17 protein-coding genes and 1 riboswitch are annotated in these 16,520 nt (G+C 67.8%); of the genes, 8 read left to right on the top strand and 9 right to left on the bottom strand.

Annotated features, from left to right (window positions below; all coding sequences use genetic code 11):
* The first annotated feature begins 9 nt into the window (after positions 1-9).
* Entirely contained in the window at positions 10-249 is a 240-nt protein-coding gene (locus AAFN88_RS13795; protein ID WP_347520899.1) for a hypothetical protein, read from the top strand.
* Between the two features lie 4 nt (positions 250-253).
* On the opposite strand, the gene mtgA is transcribed toward AAFN88_RS13795, so the two are convergent.
* The 5 genes from mtgA to thiB all read right to left on the bottom strand — a co-directional run bounded on the left by mtgA (position 254) and on the right by thiB (position 6,966).
* Positions 254-1,060: a monofunctional biosynthetic peptidoglycan transglycosylase gene (gene mtgA / locus AAFN88_RS13790; protein WP_347520898.1), complete on the bottom strand. Its 807-nt coding sequence runs from the start codon at positions 1,058-1,060 to the stop codon at positions 254-256.
* The gene (locus AAFN88_RS13785; protein ID WP_347520897.1) at positions 1,053-3,275 is read right to left on the bottom strand and encodes a DUF2336 domain-containing protein; all 2,223 of its coding nucleotides are present in this window, start codon (positions 3,273-3,275) and stop codon (positions 1,053-1,055) included. Before AAFN88_RS13785 ends, mtgA begins: the two co-directional genes overlap by 8 nt.
* A gap of 345 nt (positions 3,276-3,620) precedes the next feature.
* A complete protein-coding gene (thiQ, locus tag AAFN88_RS13780) occupies positions 3,621-4,343 on the bottom strand; it encodes a thiamine ABC transporter ATP-binding protein (protein ID WP_347520896.1) in 723 nt (240 codons plus the stop codon).
* Positions 4,336-5,931 (bottom strand): thiamine/thiamine pyrophosphate ABC transporter permease, encoded by a 1,596-nt coding sequence (thiP, locus tag AAFN88_RS13775; RefSeq protein ID WP_347520895.1) that lies wholly within the window; start codon positions 5,929-5,931, stop codon positions 4,336-4,338. The genes thiQ and thiP overlap by 8 nt, the downstream gene beginning before the upstream one ends.
* Before the next feature lie 21 nt (positions 5,932-5,952).
* A complete protein-coding gene (thiB, locus tag AAFN88_RS13770) occupies positions 5,953-6,966 on the bottom strand; it encodes a thiamine ABC transporter substrate binding subunit (RefSeq protein WP_347520894.1) in 1,014 nt (337 codons plus the stop codon).
* Between the two features lie 54 nt (positions 6,967-7,020).
* A riboswitch (TPP riboswitch) is annotated at positions 7,021-7,129 on the bottom strand.
* A 178-nt stretch (positions 7,130-7,307) separates the two neighbouring features.
* Here thiB and adhP point away from each other — a divergent pair.
* Complete coding sequence (gene adhP, locus AAFN88_RS13765) at positions 7,308-8,330, top strand: alcohol dehydrogenase AdhP (protein WP_347520893.1); 1,023 nt, start codon at positions 7,308-7,310, stop codon at positions 8,328-8,330.
* 135 nt (positions 8,331-8,465) lie between these two features.
* On the top strand, positions 8,466-9,218 hold the full coding sequence (locus AAFN88_RS13760; protein WP_347520892.1) for a GNAT family protein: 753 nt from the start codon (positions 8,466-8,468) through the stop codon (positions 9,216-9,218).
* Here the strand turns inward: AAFN88_RS13760 and AAFN88_RS13755 are convergent.
* Entirely contained in the window at positions 9,202-9,588 is a 387-nt protein-coding gene (locus AAFN88_RS13755) for a DoxX family protein (protein ID WP_347520891.1), read from the bottom strand. The two genes, AAFN88_RS13760 and AAFN88_RS13755, sit on opposite strands and share 17 nt — an antisense overlap.
* 233 nt (positions 9,589-9,821) lie before the next feature.
* Here AAFN88_RS13755 and AAFN88_RS13750 point away from each other — a divergent pair, with 233 nt between their 5' ends.
* From AAFN88_RS13750 to AAFN88_RS13740, 3 genes are all read left to right on the top strand, one after another.
* The gene (locus AAFN88_RS13750; protein WP_347520890.1) at positions 9,822-11,408 is read left to right on the top strand and encodes a peptide chain release factor 3; all 1,587 of its coding nucleotides are present in this window, start codon (positions 9,822-9,824) and stop codon (positions 11,406-11,408) included.
* Positions 11,409-11,435: 27 nt separating this feature from the next.
* Positions 11,436-11,771 (top strand): DUF1491 family protein, encoded by a 336-nt coding sequence (locus AAFN88_RS13745; protein ID WP_347520889.1) that lies wholly within the window; start codon positions 11,436-11,438, stop codon positions 11,769-11,771.
* A gap of 518 nt (positions 11,772-12,289) precedes the next feature.
* On the top strand, positions 12,290-12,529 hold the full coding sequence (locus AAFN88_RS13740; protein ID WP_227010797.1) for a hypothetical protein: 240 nt from the start codon (positions 12,290-12,292) through the stop codon (positions 12,527-12,529).
* A gap of 136 nt (positions 12,530-12,665) precedes the next feature.
* Here AAFN88_RS13740 and AAFN88_RS13735 read toward each other — a convergent pair whose 3' ends face one another.
* From AAFN88_RS13735 to AAFN88_RS13725, 3 genes are read right to left on the bottom strand one after another with little or no spacing between them, the layout of a single operon-like run.
* Positions 12,666-13,139: a DUF192 domain-containing protein gene (locus AAFN88_RS13735; RefSeq protein ID WP_347520888.1), complete on the bottom strand. Its 474-nt coding sequence runs from the start codon at positions 13,137-13,139 to the stop codon at positions 12,666-12,668.
* Between the two features lie 54 nt (positions 13,140-13,193).
* Positions 13,194-14,336, bottom strand: coding sequence for an acetoin utilization protein AcuC (locus AAFN88_RS13730; RefSeq protein ID WP_347520887.1), 1,143 nt, complete (start codon positions 14,334-14,336; stop codon positions 13,194-13,196).
* 12 nt (positions 14,337-14,348) lie between these two features.
* On the bottom strand, positions 14,349-15,305 hold the full coding sequence (locus AAFN88_RS13725) for a nucleoside hydrolase (RefSeq protein WP_347520885.1): 957 nt from the start codon (positions 15,303-15,305) through the stop codon (positions 14,349-14,351).
* A 436-nt stretch (positions 15,306-15,741) separates the two neighbouring features.
* Here AAFN88_RS13725 and AAFN88_RS13720 point away from each other — a divergent pair, with 436 nt between their 5' ends.
* Positions 15,742-16,236, top strand: coding sequence for a Na+/H+ antiporter subunit E (locus AAFN88_RS13720; RefSeq protein WP_347520883.1), 495 nt, complete (start codon positions 15,742-15,744; stop codon positions 16,234-16,236).
* Positions 16,236-16,520 carry a monovalent cation/H+ antiporter complex subunit F gene (locus AAFN88_RS13715; protein WP_347520882.1) on the top strand — a complete coding sequence of 95 codons (285 nt, stop codon included), beginning with the start codon at positions 16,236-16,238 and terminating at the stop codon, positions 16,518-16,520. Before AAFN88_RS13720 ends, AAFN88_RS13715 begins: the two co-directional genes overlap by 1 nt.

The following is a 16,520-nucleotide window of genomic DNA, read 5'->3' as shown; positions in this document are numbered from 1 at the left end:
GGAAACGCCATGAGCAAGCCATTCGATATCGTCGCAAGTCGCCTGAAGAACATGCTGGCGCGGATATCGGCCACGGACGCCGATTTCGAGGATCTCTGTGCGCAGCATGCCCGGCTCACCTCAGATATCCGTAAGCTGAACCCGCAGGAAGACCCGGAACACGCCCAGCGTGACGACCAGTTGCGCCGCCGCCGCGCCGATCTGGAGCTGGAAATGTTCGCCATCATGCAGGCGAACACGCGAGTCTGAGTTCTCAGGCCTGACCGCCGACGCAGTCGAGCAAGGGGCCGAGCTGGCGGATGCGGGTGCGGATGACGCTGGCCCGCCGCGCGACGTAGTCGCTGGGCGGCACCGGACGCCACTCCAGGGGATTGGGCAGCACGGCGACGAGCTGCGAGGCCTGGCGTGGCGTCAAATCCTCGGCGCCGCGTTTGAAGTAGTGCCGCGCCGCCGCCTCGACACCATAGATCCCCGGACCCCACTCAGCGATGTTCAGGTAGACTTCGAGGATGCGCTGCTTGGGCCAGAGCAGTTCCAGAGACGCGGTCAGCGGCACCTCCAACCCCTTGCGCAGGATGCTGCGCGACGGCCAGAGAAAGAGGTTCTTGGCGGTTTGCATCGAGATGGTGCTGCCGCCACCGGCACGCTCACCCGCCGCATAGGCCTTGGCCGCGGCTTCCAAGGACTGCCAGTCGAACCCACTGTGCTCGCAAAAAAGATTGTCTTCGGAGGCAACCACGGCCTTGCGCAGATGCGGTGATATTTCATCCCAGGAGGCCCAGCGCCTGTCGAGCCCCTGCCCTTCCGCGAGGCGGATCAGCATCAGCGGCGTCACCGGCGGCGGTGCGACCCGGTACAGCAGGATCAATCCCAAAGGCAACACGACAAAAACCAGCAGCACGACCAGGAGTACGCGCTGGCCCCAGCGGCGCAGGCCGACCGGCATCGTCCGCCACCAGCGCGGCCGCCACCACCGGTCCTTCTGCCGGCTCTTGGTCTTTCCTCCGCCACGCTTCGAAGGACTGCGCGCCGTGGCGCGGCGGCGCCGAGATTTAGCCAAGGAAAGGCTCCCCCTGGCGCGGCGTCCCCTCACCCCAAGTCTCGCGCCACTTGGCCAGCACCTTTCGGGCGATCGGCTGCGGCAGGCGGTCGTACATGCGCAGCACTTCGGCCGCCCGAGCCGGATCCTCGTCGGCGTCTCCACCGCGCAGCGGATCGGTCAGCAGGAAGATCGAACCGAAGAGCAGCTTTTCGATGCCGACAGCGCGGCAGACCACCAGCAGATCCTCTCCCTGGCCGCCATAGACGACACGCTGCAGATGCGGGGCGCGCAGGCCGGTCATCTCCGCGAACAGCAGTTCGAAGAGCGGCAGGTTTCCCTTACGCAACGCCTGGACCATCGGATCGCCGGCAGCGGCCGCCTCGCGGCCCTGGGCCGCCGCCTCGGCAGCCTGCGCCTTGATCGCGCCGGCGCGCATCGCCGCCCTGGCTTCCGGCGTCAGCGGAGGGACGCCGCTCACCTTGATCCGCACGCCCTCGCCCGGCCCCGGGCGCAGACGCGGCAGGTCGGCGGAGCGGTCCGGTGCCGGCGCCGGCTCGGAAACGACGGCAGGAGCAGGCTCCGCCGCCGCCACGCCGTCGGGCAGGTCAACGGCCTGGCGCGCGGCCACCGGATCCTCCACCGCCTGCTCGGCCGACAGCGGGACCAGCAGCACCGGCCCCTGCCCTCCGTCCACCGCGCCGAAGCGCCGCCGGCTCCGCTGCCAAAGTAAGAATCCCAGCAGAAGAATCACGCCGAAAGCGATGAAAATAAGGAGCCGGTACTCATGGAGCCCCGAAGATTCCGGCACTGCCGGTTCGGCCTCTTGGTCCGCCGGTACCGCTGAGTCTATCGCGGAAGCTTGGGCGGCAGCCGGCTGCGCGCGGGCCGCCGCTTCGGCCTGCGCCAGGCGCGCGCGCTCCACCGCCAAGGCGGTCGCAAGGTGCTGGGCCTCCTCACCGCGCGCCGCCAACTGACGCTCCAGCCCGGCCAGGCGGTCTTTCAACGCCGTCAGCTCCCGGACCTCGGCGGAGAGCGATTCGGCGCTGGCTGCCTGGGCGGCGGCACGGCGCTCGGCGTCGCCCAGGCGCGCACGCTGATCGGCCAACTCCGCCTCGAGACGCGCCGTCTCCGCGTCGCGCGCTTTGAGGGCGGCATCGAGATCGCCGACACGGCTGTCCAAGGCGGTCAACTCCTGACGGGCCGTTTCCAGTTCGGCCTCCCGCTCGGACAGAAGCCTTTGCGGATCCGGCTCTGCGGCGGTTTGCGTCGCCGCTGCCGACGGGGCGGGCGGCGGTTCCGGCTTCAAGCCATCGGCGGCCGTTTTCGTGTTCGCGCGCGCGGCCAACTCTCCCAAACTGATGCCCGGCGCCGCGGGCTCCGGGACCGGAGAAGGCCGGCTTTCCTCAGGCGGCAGGCCAAGACCGCCACGGGCCGCGGCCAGGGCAGAGCGTGGTGCCGCCGCCACCACTTCCGAAGCAGCGCGGTCGACCGCGTCGGCCTGGGCCGCCGTCCCAAGCTGGGTCCGGCGCAAGGCCGGATCGAGCAGCAGCCAGCCACGCGTTGCGGCAAAACCGTCGACCTGCGCGACATAGGACTCCCAATCGTGCTGCAGCCGCTCCACCGGCTGCGGCCCGAAAGTCGCCGCCATATCGATGCGGAGCGCGCGGACGGTTTCGAAGACGGCCACCTGCCGGCGGGCGATCGCCCGCCGGGCCGCCGGGTCGCCCTGGGCGATGCGTTGCATGGCGAGCCAGATGTAGGCGTCCTTGGCCTGAAAGAAGCGCGCCAGCAGCGGCCGCGCGAGGGGATCTTCGGCGAGCTTGGCGAGACCGCCGACGGCGCGCAGATGATCCGCCAGCCAGGGCCAATCCTGAGACAGGCTACGCCGCGCCAGGCCCTGCATCAGCACCGGCACTAGTTCGTCGCGCAGTTGCTCGGCGCCCTGGCGCCAGCGGCCGTCCAGATCCCGGTCGATGACGATGCGCTTGTCGTCCAGCAAACCGCTGCTGTGGCCCGGCGGCAGATCGTCCAGGATCAGCCCGCCGCCAGCCAGCAGGCCGCGCAGGATTTCGGCCGTGCCCTGGTAGTTGGCGCTGAGCCGGCGCCAGCGGTCCCGCGCCAGGCTGTTGGTCTCGCGCTCGGCGAAGGCCCCGAAGAAGCGGCCGAGACCGTCGAGTAGCGTGAAGGCGCTCTGCAAATCATCGGGACCGAGGCTGCCTGCGGCCGTCTCCACGGCTCCGGGAGAGGCATCCCGGGCCCAGGGCCCGCCGGCACCGGACAGGACGACGGCGCAAGCCAGGAACCCCGCGAGAACGGCGGGCCGCAGGCGCGCGCATCCCCAGGCGGCCGCTTCTGCCCCGGTTCGAATCCTTTGTGCCGTCCCCATTCCACCTTACTTGGCTGGATATTCTGCGCTGGAGTGCCGCCTACGTGGCGCAAGCCCCGGGCTCACCGGCGCAACGGCTGCGGCCGCACGGAAGGCTCCCTCCGCCGCAAACCTAAAACATCCCCGGGGGGAGCGGTAGGGCAAGCGTCGGGATTTGCCTTTTTGCCCCGCTTCACGGCCGGGGGCGCCCCGCTAGAGGGGGTTGGGACCGAGGAAAGCCCGCAATTCCGGCGGCCCTACCCCTTCCAGGAGGGAGCGGGTTTCCCCGGCCGCCAATACCCGTCCGGCGTGTATGAAGGCGGCAGAGCCGGCGACCCTGAGGGCGTCGTGCGGATTGTGGCTGACCAGCACGACGGTCAGGCCCCGCTCCCGCTGGAGCTGGCGTACCAGATCCAGCATCTCCAGCCGCAGGCCGGGGTCGAGGGCGCTGAAGGGTTCGTCCAGCAGCAACAGCGGCTTTTCCCGCACCAGGCTGCGCGCCAGGGCGACCCGCTGGCGCTGGCCGCCGGAGAGCTGCGCCGGGCGGCGCTGCTCCAAGCCTTCCAGGCCGACCCGCGCCAGAGCCTCGCGCACCGCCGCCCGGTGGCTCGCGTCGAGGCGTAGGCCCGGATCGAGCCCGAGACCCACGTTCTCCCCGGCGTTCAGGTGGGCGAAGAGGTTGTGCTCCTGAAACAGGCTGGTGACCGGGCGCGCCGCGGGCTTCCAGTCGGTGACGTCTTCGCCGCCGATCAGCACCCGGCCGGCGAGCGGCTTGTCGAAGCCGGCGACGAGGCTCAACAGCGTCGACTTGCCCGCGCCGCTCGGCCCCAGCACGGCCAGGCAGTCACCCCGGTCCAGGGTGAGGTCGAAGACCATCTCCATGTCGTCGTAACGGAAGGTCAGTCCCTCCACCTCAAGCATGGGGGAGTCAGACATGGGCATGCCTCTTCAGGCCGCCGAGGCCCCATTCGATGGCGAGGAACAGCGCCAGGCAAAGCAGGGAGAGCACGGCGGCGATAACCGCCGCCTCGCCCATGCGGAAGCCGCCCATGGCTTGGTAGAGCAGCAGCGGCAGGGTGGCGAAGTCCTGGCTGCCGAACAGCGCGATGACGCCCAGGTCGCCGAGGGAGAGCGTCGCCGCGACCGCCAGGGCCAGGGATGCGGGTCGCCGCAGGTTCGGCCACTCGACGAGACGCAGGCGGTTCCAGCCGCCGATGCCGAGGCTCTGGCACAGCCGGTCGTGGCGCTGTGCCTCCTCCATCATCGGCCCGCCGAGGAAACGCACCACGAAGGGCAGCGCCATCAGCGCGTTGACCAGCACGACCAGCGGCATGCCCAGGGCGAAGACATCGGCCACCGGGCGCAGCAGCACGAAGAGGCCGGTGGCCAGCACGAAAGGCGGCACCACGAGGATCAGCGAGGCGCAAAGCTCCAGCCGCCCCGCGGCGCCGGGCCGCCCGAGGCGGTGGCGCAGGATGCGGCTGGAGACCAGGACGGCGCCGCCCAGCAGCAGGGCGATGACGCCCGCCGAGAGCGCGATCGCGAGCGACTGCCCGACGGCGCGCCACAAGCGCGGGTCGGACAGCACGCCGAAGGTCCTGGGGTTGAAGCCGGCGACGGCGACGGCGGCGAGCGGCAGCACCACCAGCGCGAGGGTGACGATCACGGCGAGCGTGTCGACGGCAAGACCCAGGCGCCCGCCACGGTCCGGGCGTTCGTAGATCCGTCCCTCGGTGAGCGTCATGTTGCCCGGCACCGCGAGCTGCAGGACCGCCAAGACGATGGCCCCGCAGAGGCCGAGCTGCACCAGCGCCAGGGCGACGGCGCGGCCGAGGTCGAAGTCGAAGCGCAGCGCCTGGTAGACCGCGACCTCCAGGGTCGTCGCCTTGGGACCGCCGCCCAGCGTCAGCACCACGGCGAAGGAGGTGAAGCAAAGCATGAAGACCAGGCCCGCCGCGCCCGGCAGCACCGTGCGCATGGCCGGCCACTCGATGAGGCGGAAGATGTCGCGCGAGCGCAGGCCGTACTGGCTGGCGACGCGCCAGGTCTCCGGCGGCACCGCTTCAATGGCCTGCAGCAGGATGCGCGCGACGAAGGGCATGTTGAAGAAGACATGACCGATGAGAATGCCGGTCAGGCCGTAGAGGTAGTGCGCCCGCCCGAGGCCCAGCAACTCGGCGGCGTCGTTCACCCAACCGGTGCGCCCATGCACGGCGGCGATGCCGAAGATGGCGACGATGGTGGGGATCACCAGGGAGAGGCTGAAGAGCCGCAGCAGCAAGCCGCGCCCGGGAAAGCGCCGCCGCGCCAGGGCGCGGGCCACGGGCACCGCCAGGGCGACGGAGAGCAGGGTCGAGAGCGTCGCCTGGAACAGGGTGAAGCGCACCACGCGCCAGAGGTAGGCGTCCCCCAGGTTGCCGGCGAGGTCGAGCCCCGGCGCGGCGAGAGCGAGCGCCATGAGCGCGCCGCCCACCACCGCCGCCACCAGGGCGAGCGCGATGCCGGCGGGCAGCCACCAGGGCATAACAGGCAGACCGGAAGCGGGCTACTGGCTGACGGCCTGCAGCCACTCCTCGACCCAGGCCTTGCGGTTGGCCGCCACCTCCTCCGCCGTGAAGAGCAGCGGCTTGGCCGGATCGACCAGCTTGTCATAGGCCGGCGGCAGGCCCTCCGGCAGATCGGTCGCCGGATACATCCACTGCGCCGTCGGGATGTTCTTCTGGAAACCGGGGCTCAGCATGAACTGCAGGAAGCGGCGCGCCAGTTCGGGCGTGTCCGTCGACTTCGTCATCGCCGCCACCTCGACCTGCATGTAGTGCCCCTCGGCGAAGGCCGCCGCCTGATAGCGCTGCTCGTCCTCGGCGATCATGTGATAGGCCGGCGAGGTGGTGTAGCTCAACACCATCGGCGCCTCGCCTTCGAGGAACAGGCCGTAGGCCTCGCTCCAGCCCTTGGTGGTGGTGACGGTCTTCCTGGCCAGCTTGGCCCAGGCCGCCGGCGCCTCATCACCGTAGACCGCACGCACCCAGAGCAGCAGGCCCAGCCCCGGCGTCGAGGTGCGCGGGTCCTCCAGGATGATCTTCAGGTCGTCCGGCGCCTCGACCAGTTCCTCCAGGCTCTTGGGCGGGCTGTCCAGGCTCTCGGTGTCGTAGACGAAGGCGAAATAGCCGTAGTCGAAGGGCAGGAAGGTATCGTCGTCCCAGGCCACCGGCAGCGCCAGAGGATCCGTTGCCACGCCGTGCGGCGCCAGCAGACCGCTGTCGCGCGCCTCGGCCAGGATGTTGAGGTCGAGGCCGAGCACGATGTCGGCCTTGTTGTTCTCCCCTTCCAGGCGCAGGCGGCTGAGGACGCCGATGGAGGAGTCCAGCGCCACGAACTCCAGGGCGCAGTCGCACTCGGCCTCGAAGGCCTCCTTGATGGCCGGGCCCGGCCCCCAGTCGGAGGTGAAGGCGTCATAGGTATAGACGGTGAGAGTCTGCTCCGCCGCCCCGGCCGTTTGGGCAACCGGCAGAGCGGCAGCCGTGATCGCGGCGGCGAAGAGGAAGGTCGAAAAGCGCATCGGTCGCTCCATAGCTCTTATGGGGCGGCTGGCTTTGAGAAACGCGGGTCTGGTGAAGGCCTGTCGCTCAAATCCCTCCGCCGGCATTACCCGGGTCAGGTTCATCGGGTTGTCCGGTCTGCGCCGAACTCTCAGCCCATTTGGGGCACCCCGTTGAGACACCCTCACCATAGGCTCCAGGCCCCGCCGCGGCAAGGCGGCTGCCGCAATCTAAGGCAAACCGCTCACTTGACACTTGAAGCGCCGTAGAGAGACGCATAGGTCTGGTCTAAAGCCCATGGAACTGAAAGAAGCTGATTGATTCTCCGAGTGCTTTTCCACTGCAGTTTGGGAGCAGGACAATGGGCAAATCCATGAGGGCGGCTGTCGTCCGCGAGTTTAAGAAGCCGCTGAGCATCGAAGAGGTACCGGTCCCGGAGGTCACCCCCGGGCAGATCCTGGTAAAGGTAGCCGCCTGTGGCGTTTGCCACACGGACCTACATGCCGCCGATGGCGACTGGCCGGCGAAGCCCAGCCCGCCTTTCATTCCGGGTCATGAGGGTGTCGGCACGGTTGCCGCAGTCGGTAACAACGTCACCTCCGTGAAGGAAGGAGACCGCGTCGGCGTGCCCTGGCTGCATACCGCCTGCGGTCACTGCAAGCACTGCCTCTCCAGCTGGGAAACCCTGTGCGACGACCAGCAAATGACCGGCTATACCGTGAACGGCGGTTTTGCCGAATACGTACTGGCCGATCCCGGCTACGTCGGCCATCTGCCCGACGGGCTGGACTTCGCACCCGCCGCGCCGATCCTCTGCGCCGGCGTCACGGTCTACAAGGGACTGAAGGAGACAGACACGAAGCCTGGCGATACCGTGGTGATCTCCGGCATCGGTGGCCTCGGCCATCTGGCCGTGCAGTACGCCAAGGCGATGGGTCTGCACGTTATCGCGGTCGACATCACGCCCGAGAAGTTGAAGCTCGCCAAGGATGTTGGCGCCGATGCCGCGGTCAACGCGCGGGAGACTGATCCGGTCGCGGAAGTGAAGAAGCTGTGCGGCGGCGCCGAGGGCGTGCTGGTCACCGCCGTCTCGCGCCAGGCCTTCAGCCAGGCCCACGGCATGCTGGGCAAGCGTGGCACCATGTCCCTGGTCGGCCTGCCGCCGGGCTCCTTCGATCTGGATATCTTCGACACCGTGCTGGAGCGCAAGACGATCCGCGGCTCCATCGTCGGCACCCGCATGGATCTGGCCGAATGCCTGCAGTTCGCCGGCGAAGGCAAGGTGAAGGTGCACTACACCACCGAGCCACTGGACAACATCAACAGCATCTTCGATCGCATGCGCGCCAACACCATCGACGGACGTATCGTGATGACGCTCTAGGGAAATCCGGGGGCGAACCCGGGGTTGGAGGGGACCTTTCGAAGTGGCTCCCTCCAAAATCCCGATATGGCCCTTGCGCTGCAGTCCACCCGGCGCCAAGAGGGAGTACCTTGTTCCTCCCTTGTCCGGACTGCCATGACGACCGATATCTACGATCCCCTCGACACCCCCTACGAGACCAATGCCCTGGGCCAGCCCGTCGGCGCCCCCGTGCCGGGATGGACGGCCCGCCCCCTGCCCCCGCGAACGGCCATGGAAGGCCGCTTCTGCCGGGTGGAACCGCTGGAGGCCGCGCGCCACGCCGCCGACCTCTTCGCCGCCAACAGCGCCGATGCCGAGGGCCGCAACTGGACCTACCTGCCCTACGGCCCCTTCGCGGCGCTGGAGGACTACCAAGCCTGGATGGACAACGCCTGCCGGGGCGACGACCCGCTGTTCCATGCCATCGTCGACCTGGAAACGGGCAAGGCCCTCGGCGTCGCCAGCTATCTGCGGATCACGCCGGCCCAGGGCGTCATCGAGGTCGGGCACATCAACTACAGTCCCGCCCTGCAGCGCAGCCCCGCCGCGACGGAAGCCATGGCTCTGATGATGGCCCGCGTTTTCGACGAGCTGGACTACCGCCGCTACGAATGGAAGTGCAACGCCCTCAACGAGGGCTCACGCCGCGCGGCGCTGCGCCTGGGCTTCACCTTCGAGGGCATCTTCCGCCAGGCCGTCGTCTCCAAGGGCCGCAACCGCGACAGCGCCTGGTTCTCGATCCTGGACAGCGAATGGCCGGCGGCCAGGGCCGCCTTCCAGGCCTGGCTGGACCCTGCGAACTTCGACGGCGAGGGGCGGCAGAAGCGCGGGCTGGCGGAATTGCGCGCGCCTACCCTTTCTTCCTGACGATGGCGTCCAGGGACCAGGGGCCGGGGCCGGCGAAGACCAGGTAGAGGAAGACGAAGCAATAGAGCAGCGCCGCGTCGCCGCCGTTCAGCACCGGGAAGAAGCTCTTAGGGGCGTGGGCCACGAAATAAGCGGCGGCCATGGTGCCGGAGCAGATGAAGGCCGCCGGGCGGGTGAAGAGCCCCAGCACCAGGAGGCCGCCGCCAACCAGCTCGACGACTCCGGCCGCGCCGGGCATCGACATCAGCTCCGGCGAATAGCCCGGTGGGAAGTTCAGCAACTTCATGGTGCCGTGCGCCAAAAAGGCGGCACCGGAGGCGACGCGCAGCAGGCTGAGGACGTGGGGGGACCAGGAAGTCAGCGAAGCCATCGAATCTACCCTTGTTGCCAGTGGTTTGGCAGGGCTAACACAGGCGCCCGAGCCGCTGCCAGTAGGACAATTGGGGCAGCCGGGGCGCAAAACCAGCCCGCGGCGGGCTGCCGGGTCAGTTCCTGCCGACCGAAACACCGGGAAACGCTTGTAAAACCGGCGCAAAAGCCCCATTTTCCCGACAGTTCAGGCCCCGAGAGCGCCACCAGACCGCCCCCTTGACCCACTAGAGCATGACCAGTCTTTCAGAAGCCGTCGCCCGGCGGCGCACCTTTGCGATCATCTCCCACCCGGACGCGGGCAAGACCACGCTGACCGAGAAGCTGCTGCTGTTCGGCGGCGCGATCCAGATGGCCGGCGCGGTGAAGGCGCGCGGCGAGCAGCGGCGCGCCCATTCCGACTGGATGAAGGTGGAGCGCGAGCGCGGCATTTCCGTCGCCTCCTCGGTCATGACCTACGACTACGCCGGCAAGACCTTCAACCTGCTGGACACGCCGGGCCACGAAGACTTCTCCGAAGACACCTACCGCACCCTGACGGCCGTGGACTCGGCGGTCATGGTGCTGGACGCGGCCAAAGGCATCGAGGCGCAGACCCTGAAGCTCTTCGAGGTCTGCCGCCTGCGCGACATGCCGATCATCACCTTCGTCAACAAGCTGGACCGCGAGAGCCGCGATCCCTTCGAACTGCTGGACGAGGTGGAGCAGCGCCTGGCCCTGGACGTCTCGCCGGCCTCCTGGCCCATCGGCATGGGACGCTCCTTCCTGGGCTGCTACGACCTGCTGCACGACCGCCTGCTGCTGGTCGAGCGCAGCCGCGACAAGATGGGCGCCGAGGGCGAGTCCTGCAACGGCATCGACGATCCCAAGCTGGACGAACTGCTGCCCGCGGACGCCGTCGCCAAGCTGCGCGAGGACGTGGAGATGGTGCGCGAGCTCTGCCCCGCCTTCGACATGCAGTCCTACCTGGAAGGCCACATGACGCCGGTCTACTTCGGCTCGGCGCTGAACAACTTCGGGGTGCGCGAGCTGCTGCAGGGCGTCGCCGACATGGCGCCGCCGCCGCGCCCGCAGCCGACCCAGGGTCGCGAGGTGGCGCCGACCGAGGACAAGATCAGCGGCTTCGTCTTCAAGATCCAGGCGAACATGGATCCCAACCACCGCGACCGCATCGCCTTCTTACGGCTCTGCTCCGGCCACTTCAAGCGCGGCAGCAAGCTGAAGCATTCGCGCAGCGGCAAGGTCATCAACGTGCACAACCCGGTGCTGTTCCTGGCGCGCGACCGCGAACTGGCCGAGGAAGCCTGGCCGGGCGACATCATCGGCATTCCCAACCACGGCAACCTGGGTATCGGCGACGCCCTGACCGAGGGCGAGGATCTGAAGTTCACCGGCATCCCCTCCTTCGCGCCGGAGCACCTGCAGGCGGTGCGTCCGGTCGACCCGCTGCGCGCCAAGCACCTGGGCCGCGCCCTGCAGCAGTTGGCCGAGGAAGGCGCCGCGCGGGTCATCAAGCCGAACATCGGCGCCGACTGGATCGTCGGCGTGGTCGGCCCGCTGCAGTTCGACGTGCTGGCCGACCGCATCCGCACGGAGTACGAAGTGCCGGTGCGCTTCGAGCCGACGGCGCTGCACACCGCACGCTGGGTGGAGGCGGACGACCCGCAGAAGCTGAAGCGCTTCCTCGACACCAATCAGGGCGCCATCGGCACCGACCACACCGGCGCTCCGGTCTTTCTGGCGCGCAACGCCTGGCACCTGGACCGTGCCGCCGAAGACCATCCGGACCTGCGTTTCCTCAAGACGAAAGAGCAGAGCTGATGTACGGCGCCCCGGGTCTTTCCCGATATGGATGATCGCCTGCCCGCGGAACTGTGGATCAAGGCGCACATCAAGCGTTGCATCGTCGACGGGATCCCGGCCACGGTGGTTCACCGCGGCGAGAAGAACAGCGGCACGCTGATCTTGAAGATCAACCAGCTCGACCGGGGCGTGAAGCTGCTGAACCAGACCCGCGACATGGAGGGCGCCATCGCCTGGATGCCGGCGCTGGGCGGTGAGCTGGTGACGGAAGCCGATGCCGATGCCTACATCGAACGGGCGGTCAAGCGCGACCCGGACGTCTGGGTCGTGGAGATCGAGGAGCGCGACGGCAAGCATCCCTTCGAGGGCAAACTGCTGTAGCAGCCGAAACGCCGCGCAGGCGTCGCGGCCACCTTTTCGTGTGTTCCCGGCGCGCATCCGTACCCACGGTTTCGCCCTCACGGATAGCGGCAATGCCGACGGCGGTTCTTAGCGCGCGCCCTTCCCGAATTGCCGCGCGACAGCGCACATATTTGCGGCTGGTAATATTTTCCCCTGCGGCTTGGTAACGCTTTCGTGCGCGCACGCCCGCGCCGCCGCGGCCTCTTCCCGCAAGTCGCAAAGTCCGCATCTCCTCAAAGCGTTAGTTCACTGCGTCCTGTCCGAAGCGGCGTGTTCGCGCAGACCTTCAAGTGCACGATCCATGCTCCGCAGGCGGGATTTGTCCCACGCCGTTAACTCATGCTTAAGCAGGTGTTAACAGCATCTTCATTCGCACATGAAAGACTCTTTACATCGGCGAAAAGGTTTCGCTGACCGTGGAACAAACGATGAGGCTTATCATGTGGAAGATTTTAGCGCTCGGCGCTGGACTCGCCCTCGTTAGCACCAGCGCAGCGATGGCGCAGCCTCAGTGTGATCAGCGAGACTCCGTACTGCAGGTTCTGCAGCAGAAGTACAAGGAACAGCCTGTGGCCCTCGGCGTCACCCACAACGGTGGCCTGGTCGAGGTGCTCAGCACCGGCAACGGCACCACCTGGTCGATTATCGTGACGACCCCGCAGGGCATGAGCTGCCTGGTCGCGGCCGGCGAAGGCTGGCGTGCGATGGAGCAAGTCGCCCTCGATCCGGAAGCCTAAGAAGCAGCCCGGTTACAGTTGAGCGATACCGGCGCGAGCCGGACAAGAGGACCCTTTGCTGAGGTCGATGCACTCAGGTTCCTCGAGACGTGAACGTCTCCTAGACGGTTGTTAGAGAGTTCCCGGGAACTTTACTTTAGTTGAATGCTGGATGGATCACCCGGTCGCCGGGTTCGATCGCAAGACGTGACGTCGTCCCGGCGTTGAGTTCCAGCACAGCAGCCGCAGGCTGCCCCGATCTGATCGCCCGCAAGGAATGCGGCACCGTGCGCTGCTCGATGCGCAGAATCTCCCCCGCCTCATCGATGAACAGCATGTCCAATGGGATAAGCGTGTTCTTCATCCACATCGCCCGTTCCCGCAAGCCGCCCTCGAAAAGAAACAGCATGCCGGCGTCCGCGGCCATCTGCCGCCGGAACATCAGCCCCTGGGCACGCTGAGGCGTGGTCTCGGCGATCTCCACCTGAAATGTGTGGTTTGCGCCGGCAGCGGTTTCGATGGTGAGTTCGCCGGTCCCGAAAACGACCAGCGAACCGGATTGCGCCACAGCTGGCGGCACCGGCAAGGCAGCGGCGGCAAGCAAAACCAGCAGGGATAAGAACTGTTTCATGCGCTTAGATGTAGCGGCAGCTTCCCGGCGCGTCCAGAGCCACCTGAGCGCCGCTTACGGCGCCAGCACGGCGGTGGCCATCTGCCGGATCTCCGGGCGCAGCGGTCCCGGCCGCGGCGGGTCGGCCAGGGTGGTGAACCAGGCCTCCGGAGGATTGCGGCCCCGGCTGTGGCGCCATTCCAGGGCGCGCAGCACCGCCTCGGCTTCCCGCGGCAGGCGGTCGGGCACCTCGAAGCCATTAAGGGTCGCCCAGACGCCGGCCCAGGCGCGGCCCACCGACCAGGGGTTATAGCCCCCGCCCCCGGTCACGAACAGACGCGGGGTTTGCCTCATGACCTCTGCCACGGCCCGCCACAGGGCGCCGTTGGACAGGGCGAGCCTGCTCAAAGGATCTTCGGCCAAGGCATCGGCACCGCATTGCAGGACCACGGCCTGGGGAGCGAAGTCTTCGATCAGCGGCAGGACCGCAGCCTGCATGAGGAAGTCCAGCTCGCTGTCGTTGAAATCCTGCGGCACCGGCAGGTTGCGCGCTTGCCCGCCCGCGCGGTCATCGAGCGTCCCGCCCCCCTGCGTCCGATCCGCCTGCCCCATGGGCCAGCGCGCGTTCTCGTGGATGGAGAGAGTGAAAACCCGGGGGTCGTCGTGAAAGGCGTCCTGCACGCCGTCGCCATGGTGCGCATCGACATCCAGGTAGAACACCCGCTCCAGGCCGCCATCCAGCAAGGCGAGGATGGCCAGCACCGGGTCGTTGAAGTAGCAGAAGCCGCTGGCCCGGTCCGGGCGGCCATGATGGGTGCCGCTCGCCGGGCTGTAGATCGTGCCCGCAGCCGCGGCCAAGGCGCGCCCGGCCAGGATCGAGGCGCCGCAGGCGGTGGCGGGGCGGCGGAAGATCTCCGGATAGATCGGATTGCCGTTGCGCCCCAGGTTGAAACGCGCCTGCTCTTCTTTCGGCAGGTCTTGCGCCGCCTCGGCGCGCCGCACGGCGTCGATATAGGCCGGCGCATGGAAACGCGCCAACTCCGCCGCCGAGGCGCGGGGGCTGTCGATATAGACATCGCCCGGATCGGCCGCGGGGGGCAGCCAGCCCAGGACGCGGCAAAGATCGATACAGGTCGAGACCCTGGGAATCGCCAGCGGGTGCCGGCCGCCGTAGGTGGAGCGGCGGTAGATCTCGCTGCCGATGAAGCGGGGCCGCATGCGCCGAATGCGCTAAGGCAGGCGCGCCAGCCGCTCGCCGATCAGGTCGTAGAAGCCGGCGGCGTCGATCTGGTTTATCACCCTGCAGTTGGGCGGCGCCGGGGTGACGTTCCACCAATCGACCACCGTCATCCCCATCGTCAGCTCGGATCCCGTCTCGACCTGAACGCTGCAGTCTTTCCCGCCGAAGAGTTCGGGCTTCAGCAGGTAGGCCAGCACGCAGGGATCGTGCAGTGGGCCGCCCGCCTCGCCATACTTCTCCATATCGAAGCGCTCGTAGAAGTCCAGCATTGCCGCGGCGGCGGCGCCGGTGCGGGTGCCGAGCGCGCGCAGCGAGTCGATCCAGGCCTTGGACATCAAGGCTTTATGCGTCACATCAAGCGGATGCATCGTCAACTTGACGCCGGAAGTAAAGACGACCTGGGCGGCGTGCGGATCGACATAGACGTTGAACTCGGCGGCCGGCGTGGTATTGCCGCCCTCGAAGAAGCCGCCGCCCATCATGACGATCTCGGCGATCCGCGGGGCGATGTCCGGCGCCTTGATCAACGCCGTCGCGATGTTGGTGAGCGGCCCCAGGGTACAGAGCGTGATCGTGCCGGCCGGCGCCTCGCGCAGCGTATCGACGATCCAGTCCACGGCGTGACGCTCCTGCAGCGGCATCGCCGGGGCCGGAAGGTCCGGGCCGTCGAGGCCGGTCTTGCCGTGCACGTTTTCCGCGGTCACCAGCGGGCGCACCAAGGGGCGGGCGCAACCGGCGAAGACCTTAACCTCGCGCCGGCCGGCCAGTTCGCAGACCTTGCGGGCGTTCTGCTCCGTCAACGCCAGGGGTACGTTACCCGCCACCACGGTAATGCCCAGAAGGTGGAACTCCTCCGACGCCAGCGCCAGGAGGATGGCGATGGCATCGTCCTGACCGGGATCGGTGTCGATGATGATGGGCCTGGGATTGCTCGGCTGGGCGGCCACGGCGCCTCTCCTGCTGCGCGAAAGTGTTTTTCTGCGGGGGACTCTAATAGAGTGTCCCGCGGTAAGCGATGCCCCATCGCCCCGCGCCGCGCAAGCCTCGCGCGAGCGCGGCCGACGATTCGCCGGACGCCAAAGCGTTCGGGCCGCGGCCCTGGTTCCCGCCCCCGCCTGAGGTCCACACGGCAGACCGGATTCTCACCTGCTGGGCGGCAATTGGTCGAGCTGCCAGACCGGCCCGGCGGCCGCCGCCGCCGCCGAGGCGGAATCGGTTGGTTTTGCGCCGGTTTGTCTTGACCGGCGCGGCTCGGTCAGTAGGCTCGTTCCGCCTAAGAGGGGAATCCCAAGGCAGGGATAAGACAAGGATTAAGTCTCGGGGAGCTGCGGGCTGAGTGAGAATCCTCACCCTGAAAGAGCGGACACGGACGCTGCCGGTCCCATGAAGAGTCCCGCCGCCATATCGCGCGGGGTGCTGGTGCTGCTCGGCTTTCTGGTGGCTGCCTGGCTGCTGTGGTCGGGCCATACCGAACCCTTGTTGCTCGGACTTGGCGCCTTTTCCTGTCTGGCGACGTTGATCGTCGTCTGGCGCATGGGCTATTTCGACAGGGAAATCTTCGCCCTCACCATCAGTCTGCGGCTTTTGGCCTACTGGTGTTGGCTCATCAAGGAGATCGTGAAGTCCAGCCTGGCGGTCGCCAAAGTGGTGCTGGACCCACGCCTGCCGATCAGCGCCCGCTACATTGAACTGAAGGCCAGCGCACCCGGCCCCATCGGCCAGGTGATTTTTGCGAACTCCATCACCTTGACCCCGGGAACCCTGACCCTCGACCTGTACCACGGCGAATTGAAAGTCCACGCCCTGACCCAGCAAGGCGCCGACGACCTGATGTCGGGTGAGATGGATCGGCGGGTCGCAAAGCTGGGGGAGCGTTGATGCTTTACTACGCCGTGATCGTCGCCATCCTCGCTACCATGGCCCTCGCCCTGGCGCGCGCGCTGCTCGGCCCCAGCGTTTACGACCGTGTCCTGGCGGTCAACATGCTCGGCACCAAGACCGTGCTGCTGCTGGCGGTGGCCGCATTCTTCATCGGCCGGCCGGATTTTCTCGACCTGGCGCTGACCTACGCCCTGATCAACTTCATCGGCACCCTGGCGGTCCTGGAGTTTTTCCGCGTGCGCGCCCAGCGCCGCCTGGCCGAAGAAGAGAAGGGGGACTAG

The organism is Pelagibius sp. CAU 1746 (assembly GCF_039839785.1).
In the GTDB taxonomy this organism is placed as follows: domain Bacteria; phylum Pseudomonadota; class Alphaproteobacteria; order Kiloniellales; family Kiloniellaceae; genus Pelagibius.
This window is presented reverse-complemented; position numbering and strand designations above follow the sequence as displayed.

Bases quoted from the DNA above. Each gene is read 5' to 3' on its own strand.
- thiB (WP_347520894.1), bottom strand. From the start codon at position 6,966: ATGCGCTTTTCGACCTTCCTCTTCGCCGCCGCGATCACGGCTGCCGCT.
- thiQ (WP_347520896.1), bottom strand. From the start codon at position 4,343: ATGTCTGACTCCCCCATGCTTGAGGTGGAGGGACTGACCTTCCGTTAC.
- AAFN88_RS13795 (WP_347520899.1), top strand. From the start codon at position 10: ATGAGCAAGCCATTCGATATCGTCGCAAGTCGCCTGAAGAACATGCTG.
- AAFN88_RS13755 (WP_347520891.1), bottom strand. From the start codon at position 9,588: ATGGCTTCGCTGACTTCCTGGTCCCCCCACGTCCTCAGCCTGCTGCGC.
- AAFN88_RS13720 (WP_347520883.1), top strand. From the start codon at position 15,742: ATGAAGAGTCCCGCCGCCATATCGCGCGGGGTGCTGGTGCTGCTCGGC.
- AAFN88_RS13740 (WP_227010797.1), top strand. From the start codon at position 12,290: ATGGCGCAGCCTCAGTGTGATCAGCGAGACTCCGTACTGCAGGTTCTG.
- adhP (WP_347520893.1), top strand. From the start codon at position 7,308: ATGGGCAAATCCATGAGGGCGGCTGTCGTCCGCGAGTTTAAGAAGCCG.
- AAFN88_RS13735 (WP_347520888.1), bottom strand. From the start codon at position 13,139: ATGAAACAGTTCTTATCCCTGCTGGTTTTGCTTGCCGCCGCTGCCTTG.
- AAFN88_RS13760 (WP_347520892.1), top strand. From the start codon at position 8,466: ATGACGACCGATATCTACGATCCCCTCGACACCCCCTACGAGACCAAT.
- thiP (WP_347520895.1), bottom strand. From the start codon at position 5,931: ATGCCCTGGTGGCTGCCCGCCGGCATCGCGCTCGCCCTGGTGGCGGCG.
- AAFN88_RS13745 (WP_347520889.1), top strand. From the start codon at position 11,436: ATGGATGATCGCCTGCCCGCGGAACTGTGGATCAAGGCGCACATCAAG.
- AAFN88_RS13730 (WP_347520887.1), bottom strand. From the start codon at position 14,336: ATGCGGCCCCGCTTCATCGGCAGCGAGATCTACCGCCGCTCCACCTAC.
- AAFN88_RS13715 (WP_347520882.1), top strand. From the start codon at position 16,236: ATGCTTTACTACGCCGTGATCGTCGCCATCCTCGCTACCATGGCCCTC.
- AAFN88_RS13750 (WP_347520890.1), top strand. From the start codon at position 9,822: ATGACCAGTCTTTCAGAAGCCGTCGCCCGGCGGCGCACCTTTGCGATC.